This window comes from Streptomyces sp. TLI_105 (genome assembly GCF_900105415.1).
Lineage (GTDB): Bacteria > Actinomycetota > Actinomycetes > Streptomycetales > Streptomycetaceae > Streptomyces.
Map to the genome: position 1 here is coordinate 6,592,247 of NZ_FNSM01000001.1, position 17,056 is coordinate 6,609,302.

19 protein-coding genes are annotated in these 17,056 nt (G+C 72.4%); 13 read left to right on the plus strand and 6 right to left on the minus strand.

Going from position 1 to position 17,056, the window contains the following annotated elements:
- Nucleotides 1–27: 27 nt before the first annotated feature.
- From BLW86_RS30140 to BLW86_RS30195, 12 genes are all read left to right on the plus strand, one after another.
- Nucleotides 28–966, plus strand: a complete 939-nt coding sequence (locus BLW86_RS30140; RefSeq protein ID WP_093876957.1) for an FKBP-type peptidyl-prolyl cis-trans isomerase — start codon at nucleotides 28–30, stop codon at nucleotides 964–966.
- Between the two features lie 58 nt (nucleotides 967–1,024).
- Entirely contained in the window at nucleotides 1,025–1,402 is a 378-nt protein-coding gene (locus tag BLW86_RS30145; RefSeq protein ID WP_093876958.1) for an FKBP-type peptidyl-prolyl cis-trans isomerase, read from the plus strand.
- 126 nt (nucleotides 1,403–1,528) lie between these two features.
- Nucleotides 1,529–2,485 carry a helix-turn-helix transcriptional regulator gene (locus tag BLW86_RS30150; RefSeq protein WP_093876959.1) on the plus strand — a complete coding sequence of 319 codons (957 nt, stop codon included), beginning with the start codon at nucleotides 1,529–1,531 and terminating at the stop codon, nucleotides 2,483–2,485.
- 16 nt (nucleotides 2,486–2,501) lie between these two features.
- Nucleotides 2,502–3,455 carry a helix-turn-helix transcriptional regulator gene (locus tag BLW86_RS30155; protein ID WP_093876960.1) on the plus strand — a complete coding sequence of 318 codons (954 nt, stop codon included), beginning with the start codon at nucleotides 2,502–2,504 and terminating at the stop codon, nucleotides 3,453–3,455.
- 138 nt (nucleotides 3,456–3,593) lie between these two features.
- A complete protein-coding gene (locus tag BLW86_RS30160) occupies nucleotides 3,594–3,857 on the plus strand; it encodes a CpXC domain-containing protein (RefSeq protein WP_093876961.1) in 264 nt (87 codons plus the stop codon).
- A 35-nt stretch (nucleotides 3,858–3,892) separates the two neighbouring features.
- A complete protein-coding gene (locus tag BLW86_RS30165) occupies nucleotides 3,893–4,090 on the plus strand; it encodes a hypothetical protein (protein WP_093876962.1) in 198 nt (65 codons plus the stop codon).
- Between the two features lie 185 nt (nucleotides 4,091–4,275).
- Nucleotides 4,276–4,563, plus strand: coding sequence for a Sec-independent protein translocase subunit TatA (gene tatA, locus BLW86_RS30170; RefSeq protein ID WP_030691908.1), 288 nt, complete (start codon nucleotides 4,276–4,278; stop codon nucleotides 4,561–4,563).
- 105 nt (nucleotides 4,564–4,668) lie between these two features.
- Entirely contained in the window at nucleotides 4,669–5,571 is a 903-nt protein-coding gene (gene tatC, locus BLW86_RS30175; protein ID WP_177181969.1) for a twin-arginine translocase subunit TatC, read from the plus strand.
- A 40-nt stretch (nucleotides 5,572–5,611) separates the two neighbouring features.
- The gene (locus BLW86_RS30180) at nucleotides 5,612–6,556 is read left to right on the plus strand and encodes a diacylglycerol kinase (RefSeq protein ID WP_093876964.1); all 945 of its coding nucleotides are present in this window, start codon (nucleotides 5,612–5,614) and stop codon (nucleotides 6,554–6,556) included.
- A gap of 44 nt (nucleotides 6,557–6,600) precedes the next feature.
- On the plus strand, nucleotides 6,601–9,429 hold the full coding sequence (locus BLW86_RS30185) for a DEAD/DEAH box helicase (RefSeq protein ID WP_093876965.1): 2,829 nt from the start codon (nucleotides 6,601–6,603) through the stop codon (nucleotides 9,427–9,429).
- 319 nt (nucleotides 9,430–9,748) lie between these two features.
- A complete protein-coding gene (locus BLW86_RS30190) occupies nucleotides 9,749–11,056 on the plus strand; it encodes a cytochrome P450 (RefSeq protein WP_256341470.1) in 1,308 nt (435 codons plus the stop codon).
- A 102-nt stretch (nucleotides 11,057–11,158) separates the two neighbouring features.
- Nucleotides 11,159–11,962 carry a methyltransferase domain-containing protein gene (locus tag BLW86_RS30195; protein WP_093876967.1) on the plus strand — a complete coding sequence of 268 codons (804 nt, stop codon included), beginning with the start codon at nucleotides 11,159–11,161 and terminating at the stop codon, nucleotides 11,960–11,962.
- Nucleotides 11,963–11,984: 22 nt separating this feature from the next.
- Here the strand turns inward: BLW86_RS30195 and BLW86_RS30200 are convergent, their stop codons facing one another.
- The 4 genes from BLW86_RS30200 to BLW86_RS30215 form a co-directional block, all read right to left on the minus strand.
- Nucleotides 11,985–12,173, minus strand: a complete 189-nt coding sequence (locus BLW86_RS30200) for a hypothetical protein (RefSeq protein WP_093876968.1) — start codon at nucleotides 12,171–12,173, stop codon at nucleotides 11,985–11,987.
- 188 nt (nucleotides 12,174–12,361) lie between these two features.
- The gene (locus BLW86_RS30205; protein ID WP_371129625.1) at nucleotides 12,362–12,736 is read right to left on the minus strand and encodes an ADP-ribosylglycohydrolase family protein; all 375 of its coding nucleotides are present in this window, start codon (nucleotides 12,734–12,736) and stop codon (nucleotides 12,362–12,364) included.
- 46 nt (nucleotides 12,737–12,782) lie between these two features.
- Entirely contained in the window at nucleotides 12,783–13,232 is a 450-nt protein-coding gene (locus BLW86_RS30210; RefSeq protein WP_093876969.1) for an ABA4-like family protein, read from the minus strand.
- On the minus strand, nucleotides 13,229–14,152 hold the full coding sequence (locus BLW86_RS30215) for a hypothetical protein (protein WP_093876970.1): 924 nt from the start codon (nucleotides 14,150–14,152) through the stop codon (nucleotides 13,229–13,231). The genes BLW86_RS30210 and BLW86_RS30215 overlap by 4 nt, the downstream gene beginning before the upstream one ends.
- Before the next feature lie 205 nt (nucleotides 14,153–14,357).
- On the opposite strand from BLW86_RS30215, the gene BLW86_RS30220 reads away from it, so the two are divergent.
- The gene (locus BLW86_RS30220) at nucleotides 14,358–15,008 is read left to right on the plus strand and encodes a MerR family transcriptional regulator (protein WP_093876971.1); all 651 of its coding nucleotides are present in this window, start codon (nucleotides 14,358–14,360) and stop codon (nucleotides 15,006–15,008) included.
- A 43-nt stretch (nucleotides 15,009–15,051) separates the two neighbouring features.
- Here BLW86_RS30220 and BLW86_RS30225 read toward each other — a convergent pair whose 3' ends face one another.
- Both BLW86_RS30225 and BLW86_RS30230 read right to left on the minus strand, forming a co-directional pair.
- Nucleotides 15,052–15,888, minus strand: coding sequence for a siderophore-interacting protein (locus BLW86_RS30225; RefSeq protein WP_093876972.1), 837 nt, complete (start codon nucleotides 15,886–15,888; stop codon nucleotides 15,052–15,054).
- 91 nt (nucleotides 15,889–15,979) lie between these two features.
- Nucleotides 15,980–16,885 (minus strand): 5'-3' exonuclease, encoded by a 906-nt coding sequence (locus BLW86_RS30230; RefSeq protein WP_093878952.1) that lies wholly within the window; start codon nucleotides 16,883–16,885, stop codon nucleotides 15,980–15,982.
- Nucleotides 16,886–17,056: the final 171 nt, after the last annotated feature.

Here is a 17,056-nt window from a genome sequence, read left to right on the forward strand (position 1 = left end):
CCGTGCCGTCTGAGATCTGAGGAACACGTGCGCCGACTTGCCGGCCTTCTCGTCGTCCCGCTGCTGCTGCTCTCCACAGCGGCCTGCGGCAGCGACGACAAGGGCTCCGATTCCGCCTCGATGAAGAACGGACTGCCCGCCATCACCGCGGGGGAGAAGTTCGGGGAGAAGCCGACCCTCGCCAAGGGCGAGGGCGACCCGCCCAAGGAACTGAAGGTCAACGTCATCAGCGAGGGCAAGGGCGCGGTGACGAAGAAGGGCGACGCGCTCCAGGTGAACTACCTGGGCCAGGAGTGGGACGAGACCACCCCCTTCGACAACAGCTTCGACCGGGGTGAGCCCTTCTCGCTGACGCTCGGCGAGGGCCGGGTCATCCAGGGCTGGGAGAAGGGCCTGGAGGGCCAGAAGGTCGGCAGCCGCATCGAGATCGGCATCCCGCCGGAGCTCGGTTACGGCGCGCAGGGCCAGGGCGACATCAAGCCCAACGCCACCCTCGTCTTCGTCGTGGACATCCTGAAGTCCGTGACGGTCCCGAAGTCCGCCACGGGCACCGAGGTCGCCCAGGAGAACAAGGACCTGCCGAAGGTCGGGACGAACACCGACGGCAAGGCCCCCTCGCTGACGGTCCCGAAGACCGACCCGCCGACCAAGCTCGTCTCGAACTACGTGCTCGAGTCCAAGGGCGAGGTGGTCAAGGCCACCGACACGGTCATCGTGAACTACGTCGCCGCCCTGTGGAAGGACGGCAAGGTCTTCGACTCGACCTACACCACGGGCAAGCCCGCGAACTTCCCGCTCGCGAACCTGACGCTGAAGGGCCTCAAGGACGGTCTCGTCGGCAAGAAGGTCGGCAGCCGCGTCCTGATCGTCGCCCCGCCGTCGGAGGCGTTCGGCGACAAGGAGCAGCAGGGCATTCCGAAGAACTCCACGCTGGTCTTCGCGGTGGACATCCTGACGAAGGTGTAAGACTGTCCTGTTCGCGCGGATCGTCATCGCGCAGTTCATCGGTTTGAGGAGCAGTTCAGTGAGCATCGAGAAGCCCGAGATCGACTTCCCGGGTGGCGAGCCGCCGAAGGACCTGGAGATCAAGGACCTCTGGGAGGGCGACGGCGAGGTCGCCAAGGCCGGCCAGTTCGTGAAGGTCCACTACGTGGGTGTGGCCTTCTCCACCGGCGAGGAGTTCGACGCCTCCTGGAACCGCGGCGCCCCGCTCGACTTCAAGCTCGGCGTCGGCCAGGTCATCGAGGGCTGGGACAAGGGCGTCCAGGGCATGAAGGTCGGCGGCCGCCGCCAGCTGATCATCCCCGCCCACCTCGCCTACGGCGACCGTGGCGCCGGCGGCAAGATCGCCCCGGGCGAGACGCTGATCTTCGTCTGCGACCTCGTGGCCGTGCAGGGCTGACCTGGTTCAGGTCGTTCCCGGGCCCCCGCCGTCCACGGCGGGGGCCCTCGGCTTTTGTCCCGACACCCCGGGGCGGTACGGTCGGACGTCCGAGAAGTGGAACCGGCGGAAGGGTGCAGGGCGTCGATGGCGATTGCCAAGTCCGAGCGGCTGATGAATCTCGCGCTGTGTCTGCTCGGGACGCGCCGCCCGCTGAGCAAGCGGGAGCTCCGCGGCTCCATCGAGGCCTACCTCGAAGCGAGCGGCGACGAGGCCTTCAACCGCATGTTCGAGCGGGACAAGGACGACCTCCGCGAGCTCGGCCTGGTCATCGAGACCGTCGAGAACCTGGAGGGCGAGACCGGCTACCTCGCCCGCCGCGACTCCAACCGGCTGCCGCCGATCACCCTCGACGCCGAGGAGGCCGCCGCGCTCGGCCTCGCCGCCAAGGTGTGGCAGCAGGCCCGCCTCGCCGGGGCCGCCAGCGGCGCCCTCCAGAAGCTCCGCGCCGCCGGCATGCCCGAGGCCGAGGACTCGTACGAGACCCAGCCCAGCGCCCTCGAACCGCGCATCCCGGTCCACGAGGCCGCCTTCGAGCCGCTCATGCTGGCCTGCCGCGACCGCCGGCCCGTCGTCTTCGACTACCGCAAGGCCAACGCCGCCCGCCCCGAGACCCGCCACGTCGAGCCCTGGACCCTGGAGTGCTGGCGCGGCCACTGGTACCTGGCCGGCTGGGACCGCGACCGCGGCGCCGAGCGCGTCTTCCGGCTCTCCCGCATCACCGGCAAGGTCCGCTCCCGCGCCGGCGCCTTCACCGCGCCCGTCCCCGACGTCGTGACCGTCCGGGAGACCGTCGAGAGCTGGGCCGGCGAGACCGCCACCCGCTCCGCCCGGATCCGGCTCCGCACCGGCTGCGGCTACCCGCTGAGGGCCCGCGCCCAGGCCGTGACCGAGGGCGACGACGGCTGGGACGAGCTGGAGATCCCGTACGGGCACGGGCTCGACGCCTGGCTCGTCGAGTTCGGCCCCGACGTGGTCGTACTGGAACCCGCCGATCTGCGGGCCGATGTGGTGGAGCGGCTGCGCGCCGTGGCCAAGGGCTGAGGGGGAGACGTACCGCATGGCTGCCAACGCGATCGACCAGACGAGGCGGATGCTCTCGCTCGTCACCTACCTCCGTGAGCGCCCCGGCGCCCACGTCGCCGACGTGGCGCGCGCCTTCGGGATCACCGAGGACGAGCTGATCTCCGACCTGGACGTGCTGCCCATGTGCGGCACCAGCTTCCGGGGCGGCGACCTCCTGGACATCGACACCGACGGCGACCGGATCTGGTGGCACAACCCCGACGACGTCGCGGAGCCCCTGCGGCTCGCCGCCGACGAGGCCACCGCGCTGCTCGTCGCCGCCCGGGCCGTCGCCACCCTGCCGGGGCTCCGCGAGAGCGACCGGGACGCCCTCCTGCGGGCCACCGCCAAGCTGGAGGCGGCGGCCGGCGAGGCCGCCGGGGCCAGCGCCCGGCTCTCGGTGACCTTCGAGTCCGAGGGCGGGGTCTTCGCCGAGGTCGACCGGGCCATCTCGGAGCGCAGACGGCTGTGGGTGCGGTACTACTCGCCCGCGCGCGACGAGCTCACCGAGCGCGAGGTCGACCCGATCCGGCTCTTCGCCGTCGGCCACACCTACATGGAGGCGTGGTGCCGGCTCTCCGAGGCGCGCCGCACCTTCCGGCTCGACCGGGTCGTGGAGATCCGGATCCTCGACGAGCACGCGGCGCCGCCGGAGCTGGAGCTGCGCGACCTCTCCGAGGGCCTGGTCCACCCGTCCGCCGACGACCCGGAGGTCGTGGTCGAGGTGGGGCCCGGCGGACGCTGGGTCGCCGAGTACTACCCGCACGACCGGGCCGAGGAGCTGCCGGACGGCGGACTGCGGATCACGCTGCGGACGCCGGACCCGGCCTCGCTGCGCAGACTGGCGCTGCGGCTCGGCAGCGACGGGCGGATCGTCGCGCCGGCGGAGCTGGCCGACAGCGCGAGGACGGCGGCGACCGCCGCTCTCGCCGCGTACGAGGGTGTGTGAGCCCGCCGCCCACGGGAGCGGCGAGGCCGCCGTCCGCGAGGGCGTGCGGGCTCGCCGGCCACAGGGGCGTCTGCGAAGGCGTGTGACGTTCCCCGCCGCCGGGACGCTGTTACTGACGTGATGCCAGAGTCGAGAGAGATGAGGGAGATGTCCGTGATGCACAATTTTGCGGCGTCCATGGCCCCGGTCCTCTTCAAGGCCGCCTGCCCCGACTGCCGCTCGCGCTTCGAACTCTCCGCGAGCGCCCTGCGCCTCGCCATCGGGGCGAGCCGCCGCACCACCTTCTACTCCTTCACCTGCCCCGAGTGCGGCAGCTCCGTCCGCAAGCCCGCGGGCGAGCGCATCGTCGAACTCCTCACCGGCGGCGGCGTCCGCACCCTGCGCCTCCACACCACCGTCTGAACGACCCGCACCCGCCCAAGGTCTAGGCTCAGCACATGTTCTGGCCCATGCTCGCCATCGCCCTCGGCTTCCTCGGCATCGCCGTCCTCGGCGTCCTCGGCGTCAAGGTGTTCCTGGAGGTCCAGCGCCTCGGCCGTCAAGTGGCCCACACCACACACCGGATCCAGCAGGCCGCCGAAGAGCTCGAGACCGCCGCCGTCGGCCTCGCCCGAACCGGTGAGACACTCCGCTGACTCCGTGCCCCGCGCTGCGGGAAGCGGCCCCGGTGGCAGTCGGTGGGACGCAATCGGGAGTACGCAGGGGCATTGCCCCGCGTTTACTCCTGCGGGTTACGATCGCAGGCAGCGCGGTGGCCGGACGCCTGTCCGACCCGCCGGGCACGTACTCCCTGTCGCCTCGGTGAAGAAGGTAAACAGCTATGGGTAGGCTCGGCCCCACCGAGATCATCCTCATTCTCGTCGTCGTCATCCTCCTGTTCGGTGCCAAGAAGCTCCCGGACATGGCGCGCTCGCTGGGCAAGTCGGCCCGCATCCTCAAGAGCGAGGCCAAGGCGATGAAGGCGGACGACCAGCAGAGCGCCCCCGCCGACCCCCCGCACGCCGGAACCGGCACGCAGGAGCCCGCCCCGCGCACCATCCAGGCCGCTCCCGGTGACGTGACCAGCGCGCGTCCCGTGACCGAGCCCTCGGACACCACCAAGCGCTGACCCGGTCCGCCGCGGCCGCCGCACCGGGCGGCGGCCTGCCGCACGAGATGAGGACGTGGGTTGCCCAAGTCTGCCCGCAAGCAGGAGAAGGACCCCGAGGGCCGGATGCCCCTCGTGGAGCACCTGCGTGAACTCCGCAACCGACTGGCGAAGGGTCTCCTCGCCATCGCAGCGGTGACGATCGTGGCCCTCGTGTACAGCGAGGAGCTCATGCAGTTCCTGACGAGATCGGTGCCCACCTGCGCACCGGACGTCACCAGTAACGGCGGCAACTGCGCGATCGTCTCCTTCAACACGCTGATGGCCCCCTTCAGCACGACGATCCAGCTGTCCCTGACGGCGGGCCTCGTCGTCGCCAGCCCCGTCTGGCTCTACCAGCTGTGGGCCTTCGTCGCACCCGGCCTGCACAAGAACGAGAAGAAGTACACGTACGCGTTCGTGGGCGCGGCCGTGCCGCTGTTCGCCGCCGGCGCCTACCTGGCGTACCTCATCCTCCCCGTCAGCGTGAAGGTCCTCATCAGCCTCACGCCCGAGGGCTCCGCGAACATCCTCTCGCTCGGCGACGTCCTCGACTTCACCCTGCGCATGGTGCTCGTCTTCGGCCTCGCCTTCGAGCTCCCGCTCGTGCTGGTGATGCTCAACCTCACGGGTGTCCTCTCCGGCCGTCGCATGGCCGGCTGGTGGCGCGGCGTGATCATGGGCGTCTTCGTCTTCGGCGCCGTCATCACGCCCACCACCGACCCCGTGGGCATGCTCGCCCTCGCCGGACCCATCACCGTCCTGTACTTCGGGGCCGTCGGGTTCTCCCTCCTCAACGACCGCCGGCGCAAGCGCGCCAACCCGGACGCCGAGCTCGACGACGACGAGGCCTCCTCGCTCGACCTCACCCCCGAGGCCGTCGGGGCCGTCGAGCCCGTGGGCGCGGTCCGCGCCCTGCCCGAGCAGGCCACCGGGGAGCACGGCGGCGCGGGCGCGCACCGGGTCAACGGTTACGACGACGTCACCTGATCTTGTAGGGTCCCCCCAGACTCCGTCCGGGGGGACCCCCATGAGCAGCGACCTCACCCTCTTCGTCAATCCCACCGCCGGCCGCGGCCGCGGCGCCCACGCCGCCCAGCCCGCCGCGCAGGTCCTCAGGGACGCCGGATTCTCCGTCCGCACCGTCCTCGGACTCGACGCCGACGACGCCCTCACGCGCGCGCGTGAGGCCGTCGCGGACGGCACCGGCGCCCTCGTCGCCGTCGGCGGCGACGGCATGATCTCCCTCGCCCTCCAGGCCGTCGCGGGCACCGACACCCCCCTCGGGATCATCGCCGCGGGCACCGGCAACGACTTCGCCCGCACCCTCGGCCTGCCCGTCCGCGACCCCGCCGCCGCGGCCCGCCTCACCGCCGGGCTGCTGAAGGGCGAGGGGGCCCGCGCCATGGACCTCGGGCGGGTGACGAGCGGCACCCGCAGCCGCTGGTACGGCACCGTCCTCGCCTCCGGCTTCGACTCCCGCGTCAACGACCGCGGCAACCGCATGCGCCTTCCTGCCGGACGCTTCAAGTACGACCTCGCGATCCTCGCCGAGCTCGCCGCCTTCCGGCCCGTCCCGTACCGCCTCACCTTCGACGACGGCCGCGTCCTGGAGGTCGACGCCACCCTCGTCGCCGTCGGCAACGGCACCTCCTACGGCGGCGGCATGCGGATCTGCGCCGACGCCCGCACCGACGACGGACTCCTCGACGTCACCGTCGTCGGGGACTGCGACCGCACCACCCTGCTCAAGGTCTTCCCCCGGGTCTACAAGGGCACCCACCTCGACCACCCCAAGGTCACCACCCACCGGGTCCGCTCCCTGACCCTCGACGCCCCCGGCACCACGGGCTACGCGGACGGCGAGCCGCTCGGCCCGCTGCCGCTCACCGCGGAGTGCGTCCCGGCCGCCCTGCGCGTCCTCGCCCCCGCCCCGGCACCCCCCGGAGTCGCCCCCTCCGCATCCCCTCGATAAAGATCGCGTCACTGTCACAGGCGGCGGGTAGGCTCGACAACAAGATGACAGAGGACCTCACACCAGCCGAGGCGTACGCGGCCGCCCTCGCCCGCAACGCCGAGCGGCGCACCGCACTGGCGCCCTTCCGCGAGCTGTACGACTTCGATCTGGACCCCTTCCAGATCGAGGCGTGCCAGGCTCTCGAAGCGGGGAAGGGCGTGCTCGTCGCCGCGCCCACGGGCTCCGGCAAGACCATCGTGGGCGAGTTCGCCGTCCACCTCGCCCTCACCCAGGGCCGCAAGTGCTTCTACACGACCCCGATCAAGGCGCTGTCGAACCAGAAGTACGCCGACCTCGTCAAGCGGTACGGCCCCGGCAAGGTCGGCCTGCTCACCGGCGACAACAGCGTGAACGGCGACGCCCCGATCGTCGTCATGACCACCGAAGTCCTCCGCAACATGCTCTACGCGGGATCCCAGGCCCTCTCCGGCCTCGGGTACGTGGTGATGGACGAGGTCCACTACCTCTCCGACCGCTTCCGCGGCGCCGTCTGGGAGGAAGTGATCATCCACCTCCCCGAGTCCGTCACCCTCGTCTCGCTCTCCGCGACCGTGTCCAACGCCGAGGAGTTCGGCGACTGGCTCGACACCGTCCGCGGCGACACCGAGGTCATCGTCTCGGAGAGCCGCCCCGTCCCCCTCTGGCAGCACGTCCTCGCCGGACGCCGGATGTACGACCTCTTCGAGGAGGAGACCGACCACGGCGGCCGCGGCGCCTCCCGGCGCGAGGTCAACCCCGACCTCCTCCGCCTCGCCCGCACCGAGAACACGCGCACGTACAACCCGCGCGACCGGCGGCGCGGCAAGATGGTCCGCGAGGCCGACCGCGAGCGCGAGCGCCGCCAGCGCTCCCGGATCTGGACGCCCGGCCGGCCCGAGGTCATCGAGCGCCTCGACGCCGAGGGCCTCCTGCCCGCGATCACCTTCATCTTCAGCCGTGCCGGCTGCGAGGCCGCCGTCCAGCAGTGCCTCTACGCCGGCCTGAGGCTCAACGACGACGAGGGACGGCAGCGCGTCCGCGAGATCGTCGAGGCGCGCACGGCCGCCATCCCCACCGAGGACCTGCACGTCCTGGGGTACTACGAGTGGCTCGAAGCCCTGGAGCGGGGCATCGCCGCCCACCACGCCGGCATGCTCCCGACCTTCAAGGAGGTCGTCGAGGAGCTCTTCGTCCGCGGCCTCGTCAAGGCCGTCTTCGCCACCGAGACCCTCGCCCTCGGCATCAACATGCCCGCGCGTTCCGTCATCCTCGAAAAGCTCGTCAAGTGGAACGGCGAGCAGCACGCGGACATCACCCCCGGCGAGTACACCCAGCTCACCGGCCGCGCCGGCCGCCGCGGCATCGACGTCGAGGGCCACGCCGTCGTCCTCTGGCAGCGCGGACTCGACCCCGACCACCTCGCCGGACTCGCCGGCACGCGCACGTATCCCCTGCGCTCCAGCTTCAAGCCCTCGTACAACATGGCGGTCAACCTCGTCGACCAGTTCGGCCGGCACCGCTCGCGCGAGCTCCTGGAGACGTCCTTCGCCCAGTTCCAGGCCGACCGCTCCGTCGTGGGCATCTCGCGCCAGGTCCAGCGGAACGAGGAGGGCCTCCAGGGCTACCGCGAGGGCATGACCTGCCACCTCGGGGACTTCGAGGAGTACGCGCGGCTCCGCCGCGACCTCAAGGACCGCGAGACCGAGCTGGCCCGGCAGGGCGCCGCCCAGCGCCGTGCCCAGGCCGCCGGCTCCCTGGAGAAGCTCAAGCCCGGCGACGTCATCCACGTCCCCACCGGGAAGTTCGCGGGCCTCGCCCTCGTCCTCGACCCCGGCATCCCGGCCGGCCGCACCAACGGCCACCGCGGCTTCGAGCACCACGACGGGCCGCGCCCCCTCGTCCTCACCGCCGAGCGGCAGGTCAAGAGGCTCGCCTCCATCGACTTCCCGGTCCCGGTCGAGGCGCTGGAGCGCATGAGGATCCCCAAGTCCTTCAACCCGCGCTCCCCGCAGTCCCGCAGAGACCTCGCCTCCGCCCTGCGGAGCAAGGCCGGGCACATCAACCCCGAGCGCCACCACCGGCAGCGCTCCGCCGCCGCCGACGACCGCGAGATCGCCCGGCTGCGCACCGCCCTGCGCGCGCACCCCTGTCACGGCTGCGACGAGCGCGAGGACCACGCCCGCTGGGCCGAGCGCTACCACCGTCTCCAGCGCGACACCCAGCAGCTGGAGCGGCGCATCGAGGGGCGCACCAACACCATCGCCCGCACCTTCGACCGGATCGTCGCGCTCCTCACCGAGCTCGACTACCTGCGCGGCGACGAGGTCACGGACAACGGCAAGCGGCTCGCCCGGCTCTACGGCGAGCTCGACCTGCTGGCGAGCGAATGCCTCCGCGACCGCGTCTGGGAGGGCCTCAACCCGGCCGAACTCGCCGCCTGCGTCTCGGCGCTGGTGTTCGAGGCGCGGCAGGCCGACGACGCCGTCGCGCCCAAGCTGCCCACGGGCAACGCGAAGGCGGCGCTCGGCGAGATGGTCCGGATCTGGGGCCGTCTCGACGCCCTCGAAGAGGAGTTCAGGATCAACCAGGCGGAGGGGGTCGGTCAGCGCGAGCCCGACCTCGGCTTCGCCTGGGCCGCCTACCAGTGGGCCTCCGACAAGAGCCTCGACGAGGTGCTCCGCGAGGCGGAGATGCCCGCGGGCGACTTCGTCCGCTGGTGCAAGCAGGTGATCGACGTCCTCGGGCAGATCGCCGCTGCGGCGCCCAAGGAGAACAGCACGGTCGCCAAGAACGCCCGCAAGGCCGTGGACGCGCTGCTGCGCGGGGTCGTCGCCTACAGCTCGGTGGGCTGACGGTTCCCCTTCCTCCCTCCCTTCGGGGCGAGTGCCCGTGGCGATCACGCCACGGGCACTCGCTCGTTTCCGGACGCCCGGACGGCGTTGTCCACAGGCGGCCGTCCACAGGGGTGGCGCGTGCAGGGCCCTTCCGCTTGCATGGACTCGCAAGCAGGGAAGGTCAGTTGGGGAGGGGACGCACATGACCACGCGAGCCGGTCATCCGCATGCCGGGGCACGGGACGAGGGGCGGTCGACGGGGGAAGAGGGAGAGGCAGGGGGTGCGGCTTCGGCAGGGCCGGCAGAGGCTCCGGTTGTCGTCGAGGGGCCGCCGGGCGTGCCCTTCCTGGGGAACCTGCCCGCCTTCGGCAAGAACCCGCTCGCCTTCTTCGAGGAGCTCCGGGGCCGTGGCGACTTCGTCCGCTGGCGCTTCGGCGGCAAGCCCTCGCTCTTCGTCGCGCGCCCCGACGCGGTCGGCGAGCTCCTCACCGAGGTCGAGCGCACCTTCGACCAGCCCGACCTCGGCATCGCCTTCCGCACGCTCCTCGGCAACGGCGTCATCGTCTCCAAGGGCGCGGACTGGCGGCGCAAGCGGTCCCTGGTGCAGCCCTCCGTCCGCCCGAAGCAGGTCCGTTCCTACGCGGCGACGATGAGCGAGTGCGCCGTCGCCCTCGCCGACCGGTGGAGCGACGGGCAGCGGGTCGACGTCAAGAAGGAGATGGCCGCCCTCACCCAACTCGTCGCCGTCCGGACCATCTTCGGCGTCGACACGGCGGCCGACGCCGAAGCCATCGGCCGGGCCATGGACATCGCGCAGAAGGAGATCGGGGCCGAGTTCAGCGGCATCGGAGCGGTCCTGCCCGACTGGGTCCCCACCCCCGGACGCGCCCGGATCAAGCGCGCCACCGCCGTCATCGACGCGGAGGTCTCCCGCGTCGTGTCCCAGCACCGCGACGGCGAGAGCGAGCGCCCCGACCTGCTCAGCCGTCTGCTCGCCGCCCGGGACGAGACCGGTGCGTCCCTCTCCGACCAGGAGATCCGGGACGAGACCGTCACCCTCTACATCGGCGGTCACGAGACCACGAGTTCCACCCTCGTCTGGGCGTGGTACCTGCTCTCCCGCGATCCCCGGGTCCGCGAGTCCCTCACGGAGGAACTCGACCGGGTCCTCGCCGACCACGAGCCCGGCTACGACGACTACGCCTCCCTGACGTACACCCAGGCGGTCATCAAGGAGACCCTCCGGCTGTACCCCACGATCTGGCTGATCACCGGCCTGGCCAAGGAGGGCGCCACCCTCGGCGGCATGCCCGTGCCCGTCGGCACCCGCGTCTGGTCCAGCCAGTGGGCGACCCACCGCGACCCCCGCTGGTACGGCGACGCCGAGGCCTTCCGTCCCGAGCGGTGGATCGATCGGGGCGGCGTACCCGCCGAGGAGATACCCGAGTACGCCTGGTTCCCCTTCGGCGGCGGCCCCCGCGTCTGCCTCGGCACTCGCTTCGCCCTCGTCGAAGCGGTCCTCGTCCTCGCGGTCCTGGCACGCCGCTACCACCTGGACGTCGCCGCGGACGAGATCCTCCCGGTCCCGAGCCTCACCCTCCAGCCGGACCGCGACGTGCTGGCCACGGTCCGCGCCCGGAACTGAGCAGCCTGGCGGAACCGAGCCTGGCGGGGCCGGACCAGGGCAGTCCGCGGACCGGATGTGGACGGGCCGTGGGCCGTGGTGACGTGCGGCTATCGTCGCGGAATGGCTCAGGATCACGAGAAGTTCGACACCGCGATGGCCACCTGGCAGGAATGGCAGGAAGCCCCCTGGGGCCGTCTCCGCTACGCGCTCGCCGAGGCGAACCTCATGCGTCACCTCGACGACGGACCCGGAGGCGGACCGCTGCGGATCCTCGACCTCGCGGGCGGCGACGGCGGTGACGCGATGCGGCTCGCGACGCGGGGGCACCACGTCACCGTCGTCGACCTCGCGCCGGCCATGCTGGCCGCCGCGGGGGCGCGGGCCGCGGAGAGGGGGCTTTCGGAACGGGTGACCTGTGTCCGGGCCGATGTGCGCGCACTGCCGGCGGACATCGCCACGGGCGGCTTCGACGTGGTGCTGTGCCACAACCTCCTGCAGTACGTGGACGACGTGCCCGGCACCCTCGCCACGGCGCTCGGTCCGCTGAAGGAGGGAGGAGTGTTCTCCGTGATGGCGATCAACCGGCACTCGGCGCCGCTGAACGTCGCCGTCCGGGAACTGGATCCCGCCGCTGCCCTGGCCGCACTCGACAGCGACCGGCTCCGGAACGAGATGTTCGACTCCGAACTGGCCCTCCACACGGCAGAGGAGATCATCCCGGTCCTCGGGGACCTCGGCTGCCGGGACGTGCGGCACTACGGCATCCGCAGCTTCTGCGACTACCTGACCGACGACGCGCGCAAGTACGACCCGGCGTACTACGCCGACCTCGAACGCCTGGAACTCGCCACGACCGCGCGAGCCCCCTACATGCACACGGCCCGCCTCTTCCAGCTCACGGCCCGGAAACGAGCCGTCTTCTGACCGCGTGCCGGTTCCCGGGGCCTCAGTGCCCGGAGGCGAGGGCTCTGGCCAGGTCCCGCAGGTCCTCGGTGCGCAGGACCCGGCCGCCGAAACCGGGGAGCGGGACGTGGAGGAGGGCGGTCCAGCGGGCGGGGACGGCGGCGGGGCCGTACACCGCGCCGGCGAGGGCCTCCTCGAAGGAGCCGCCCCTCCGTTGGGGGAGGATGGGCACAACGGGCGGCGTCCTTTGCCGGGCCTAGGCTTCCGCGCCTTGGCCCGCCCCACGGGTGCGCCGCACAAGGTGGTGCGGGCCAAGGCCCAGGGGGCGGAGGCGCCGCTAGGGGCGCCGTCCCGTGTGCCCACCCGTCCCGCCCTGCGGGACGATTGCCCACACGGGCGTGCCACCTGGGCCTGCGGCGATCAGGCGGCGGCGGCCATCGTCTCGGTCCGCCCCCGTGCGGCCGCGACGTCCCAGGCGTCGCCGCCCGACAGGACCTGTTCGGTCTGGAGGCCGATGTCCTTGGGGTCGGCCGCGGCCCAGCGCCGGAAGCGCTCGAAGACGTCCGGCAGGTCGAGGCCGCCCCGTTCGAGGAGCGACTCCCCGAGGAGGACCGCCATCTGCGTGTCGTCCGTCGCCTCGCCCGGATCCCAGCCGCCGCCTCCGCACAACTCCCCGACGCCTTCCGGGAATCGCTCCCGGAAGGCGCCGGGCAGGCCGAACTCGAAGGGGGCGCCCAGCGCGTCGCCGACGGCGGAACCCAGTACGGCGCCGACGGCGCGGTCGATGTCCGGCATCCGGCCAGAGTAGACCGCGTCGCCCTGGGCGGTGGGGCCCCGGCCGTCACGCCGGAGCGAGTACCGGCCGCCGCCTGCTCCTGGCCGTCCAGATCGCGCGGGCGATCAGGAACAGGGGGAGGCCGACGGGGGAGAGGAGGATGGTCAGGAGGAGCAGGGGGGCCATCAGGAGCGGGGGGATCGAGAGGCGGCGGGCCTCGCGGTACATCCACTGGCCCAGGAGGAGGTCCCAGGCGATGACCTGGGCCCAGAGGGCGCCGGCGCCGTTCGCGAGGGCGGTGAGGTCGCGGAAGGCGTCGAGGTCGGGGCTGCTGACCACCGCCCACAGTTCGGGCAGGACGGGGGCGGCGAGCACCGCCCAGACGGCCAGGATCGGCAGGGCGGTCAACGGCGAGGCCGCGAGCCGTTCCGTGCCCCGCCAGCGGGGCGCGAAGATCATGAGCAGCCAGACCGGCGCCGCGAGGAAGAACGTCAGCTCGAACAGGAAGCCGGTCATGCCGTGACCTCCTCGGTGGGGGTGGGGGTGGGGGAGGTGACGGGGGTGGTGGTGCGGAGGGACAGGGTCGCGGCCGCCCCGCCGAGCAGCACGATGGCGCCCGCGCAGGCGAGCGTCGTGCCGTCCGGGGCGAACAGGGCCTGACCGCGCAGTGCCTGCCAGGTCAGCAGGACGAAGGTCGCCGCGTACGCCGCCGAGGCCGTGAGCGTGAGGCGCAGCCGGACCCGCTCGTCGGCCAGGCGGGCGAGGCCGGGGAAGCGGGCGGAGCGCGCGGCGAGGGCGCTGAGGACGATCAGCAGCAGCGGGAGCAGCTGAAGGGCGTGCATGCCGAAGAAGTGGGCGATGCGCAGGTCGCCGCCCGTGGTCGCCCAGCCGGTGAGCGGCAGCGACGGGCCGCCGTCCGGGACGCCGACGCTGTGGGCGCCGACGATCGGCGAGTCGTCGACGGCCAGCTGCTCCGGTGTCGGACGGACCATCAGGAAGCCGACGGCCGTGCCCGCCAGGGCGATCAGGGAGGACAGCCGGACGGCCCAGGCCATCGCCCGGTCGAGGATCCGGGCGCGGAGCAGCAGTACCGCGATGACCAGGGCGCTCAGCCACAGCACGGCGACGGTGGCGCCCATGAGCTGGAAGACGGCGCTGTCGAAGGGGGTCGCCTGGTTGAAGTGGCTCTGGGTGCCGCGGATCACCTGGAGGGTGATGAGCACCATCTCGACGGTGCTGGCGACGGTGATCACCGTCCCGGCCCACCAGCCGGTCCGTCGGCCGCGGGGGAGCAGCGAGAGCATCCAGGCCAGCGAGAGGCCGTAGGCGATGAACGAGACCGAGAACTTGAACGGTTTGGTCCAGATGGGGACGCCGACCAGCATCCGGTCGTCGACGACGATGCCGACGGCGGAGACGAGGGCGAGGACGCCCATCGAGGCGACGAACCAGACCAGGGGGCGGTGCAGCCGGGGAGGCGGGGTGGCGTGGGCGCGTGGGTTCGGCGAAGACGACGAAGGCATACGGATCCCCCCGTGGGAAGTATGGATAGTGGCACTCGCCGCTATCTGATAGTGCCACTATCTATGATGGAGATGCCGGTCGGCAAGGCCGGGGAGGGATCTGAAAGGTGAACGCGCTGTGCGCATCGGAGAGTTGAGTCGCAGGACCGGGGTGTCGGTGCCGACGATCAAGTTCTACGTACGGGAAGGGCTGCTGCCCGCCGGCGAGCTGACGAGCCCGAACCAGGCGTCCTACGGAGAGGCGCACGTGCGGCGGCTCCGCCTGATCCGGGCGCTCCTCGACGTGGGCGGCCTGTCGGTGGCGGCGATCCGTGGGGTGGTCATGGCCGTCGACGACCCGGCACAGTCGGTGCACGAGGTGCTGGGGGCGGCGACCGGTCCGATGGTGCCGCGCTACGACCGTGAGCCCGGCGGCGGCATCGAGGAGGCGCGGAAGGGGGTCGCCGGACTGATCGCGGCGCGGGGCTGGCAGGCCCACCCTTCCAGCCCGGCGGCGGAGGCACTCGCGGTGGCCCTCGTGGCGCTCGACGAGGTGGGGCACGGCCAGTTCGTCGAGGTCCTGGACGCGTACGCGGACGCGGCGGAGGGGGTGGCGCGGGCCGACCTGGACTACGTGGCGCACCACGTGGCGCGGGAGGAACTCGTCGAGAGCGCGGTCGTCGGCACCGTCCTCGGCGACGCGATCTTCTCCGCGCTGCGCCGCCTGGCCCACATGGACGCCTCGGACCGCATGTTCGGCCAGGCGGCAGAGGGCGGGGGCGCGGGGTGACGGGAAGGGGCCCGGGGCTTCTCGTCGCCCCGGGCCCCTCGGCTCAGTTCTCCTGCTCGCGCTCCACCTGGTCGTTCCACTCGCGCTTGATCGCGCGCCACGCCTCGTCCGACTTGCCCAGGCGCCAGTAGCCCGAGATCGACAGGCGCTCCCGCGCCACGCCCCGGTCGAGCCGCAGGTGCCGGCGCAGCTCCTTCACGAAGCCCGCCTCGCCGTGGACGAAGGCGTGCACGTCGCCCGCCGGGAAGTCCAGGGCCGTGACCGCCTCGACCAGCGCCTCGCCCGTCGGGCGGTCGCCCCGGTGCAGCCACGTCACGTCGATGCCCGTCCCCGACGCCAGCTTCTGCTCCTCGGTCGCGTCCGCGACCTCGATCAGGACGTGCGCCCGCGCGCCCTCGGGCAGCCGCTCCAGGGCCGCCGCGATCGCCGGGAGCGCGCTCTCGTCGCCCACGAGCAGGTGCCAGTCCGCCGCCGGGTCCGGCGCGTAGCCGCCGCCGGGGCCGAGGAAGCGCACCGTCTCGCCCGCCTGGGCGCGCGCCGCCCAGGGGCCCGCGAGGCCCTCGTCGCCGTGGACCACGAAGTCGATGGTCAGCTCCCGGTGGACCGGGTCCCACGCCCGCACCGTGTACGTCCGCGTCGTCGGCCACTGCTCCCGGGGGAACTCCGCCCGGATCCGCTCCATGTCGAACGGCTCCGGGTAGGCGACCCCCTCCGGGGCGAACAGCAGCTTCACGTAGTGGTCGGTGTAGGTGTCCGCCGAGAAGCCGTCGAGCCCGGGCCCGCCCAGCACGACCCGCACCATGTGCGGGGTGATCCGCTCGGTGTGCACCACACGGGCTTCGGTGGCCTTCGGTACCTTGCGGGCCGGCTGCTCTGCCACGACGGGCTCTCCTGACTCTGCGTACTTAGGTATGCCTAAGCTAGCATCCTCCGGCAAGAGAGTCTCGATGTGGGTCGAGCGACCCCTCCCGTCAGCGCTCCAGGACCGGCAGCAGGCGGCCCACCGCGCCGCCCAGCCCCCAGCGCTTCACCAGAGCCTCAAGGGCCTCCGGGTCGCGGGGAGCGGTCGGCAGGGCCGGGTCGAACTCCGGGAGCGGCACGTCGGCGGCGACCCGCACCACCGTCGGGGCCACGTCCAGGTACGCGGCCGCCTCCACGATCCCGCGCCGCTTCGCCGGCGTCAGCCTCGACGCCGGGTCCTCCGCCGCCCCCCGGACGCCCGCCAGGTCCCCGTACTCCGTGATCAGCTGCGCCGCCGTCTTCTCGCCGATGCCCTTCACGCCGGGCAGTCCGTCGCTCGTGTCCCCGCGCAGCGCCGCGAAGTCCGCGTACTGATCGGGGCGCACCCCGTACTTCGTGCGGATCAGCTCCGCGTCCACCAGGTCGCAGTCGCCGACGCCCTTGCGCGGGTACAGCACGCGGACGCCCCGGGCGTCGTCCACCAGCTGGAACAGGTCACGGTCGCCGGTGACGATGTCCACGGGCCCGCCGGCGCGGCCCGCCAGCGTCCCGATCACGTCGTCCGCCTCGTACCCCGCCGCCCCGACCCGCGCGATGCCGAGCGCGGCCAGGACCTCCTCGATCACCGGCACCTGCGGGGACAGCGTGTCCGGGACCTCCTCCACGTCCGGGCCCGTCTCCGTCTCCACGGCCACCCGGTGCGCCTTGTACGACGGGATCAGGTCCACCCGCCACTGCGGCCGCCAGTCCGCGTCCCAGCAGGCGACCAGATCGTCGGGGTGGTGGTCCTGGACGAGCCGGGTGATGAAGTCGAGCAGCCCGCGCACGGCGTTCACCGGGGTGCCGTCCGGTGCCCGGACGGAGTCCGGCACGCCGAAGTACGCGCGGAAGTAGAGGCTGGCGGTGTCGAGGAGCATCAGGCGTCGCGTCACCCCCCGATCATGCCGCACCCCACCGACAGGCCCTCCGTTCCGCGCGCGGGGCCTTTCGGGGCCCCTCGCGTGACCCCCGTCACCTTTGCGTTTGCACCCTGTGAAGCAGGGCATGCGCGAGCCCGGAGCGGAACCCGGTACGGGATTCAACGAAAG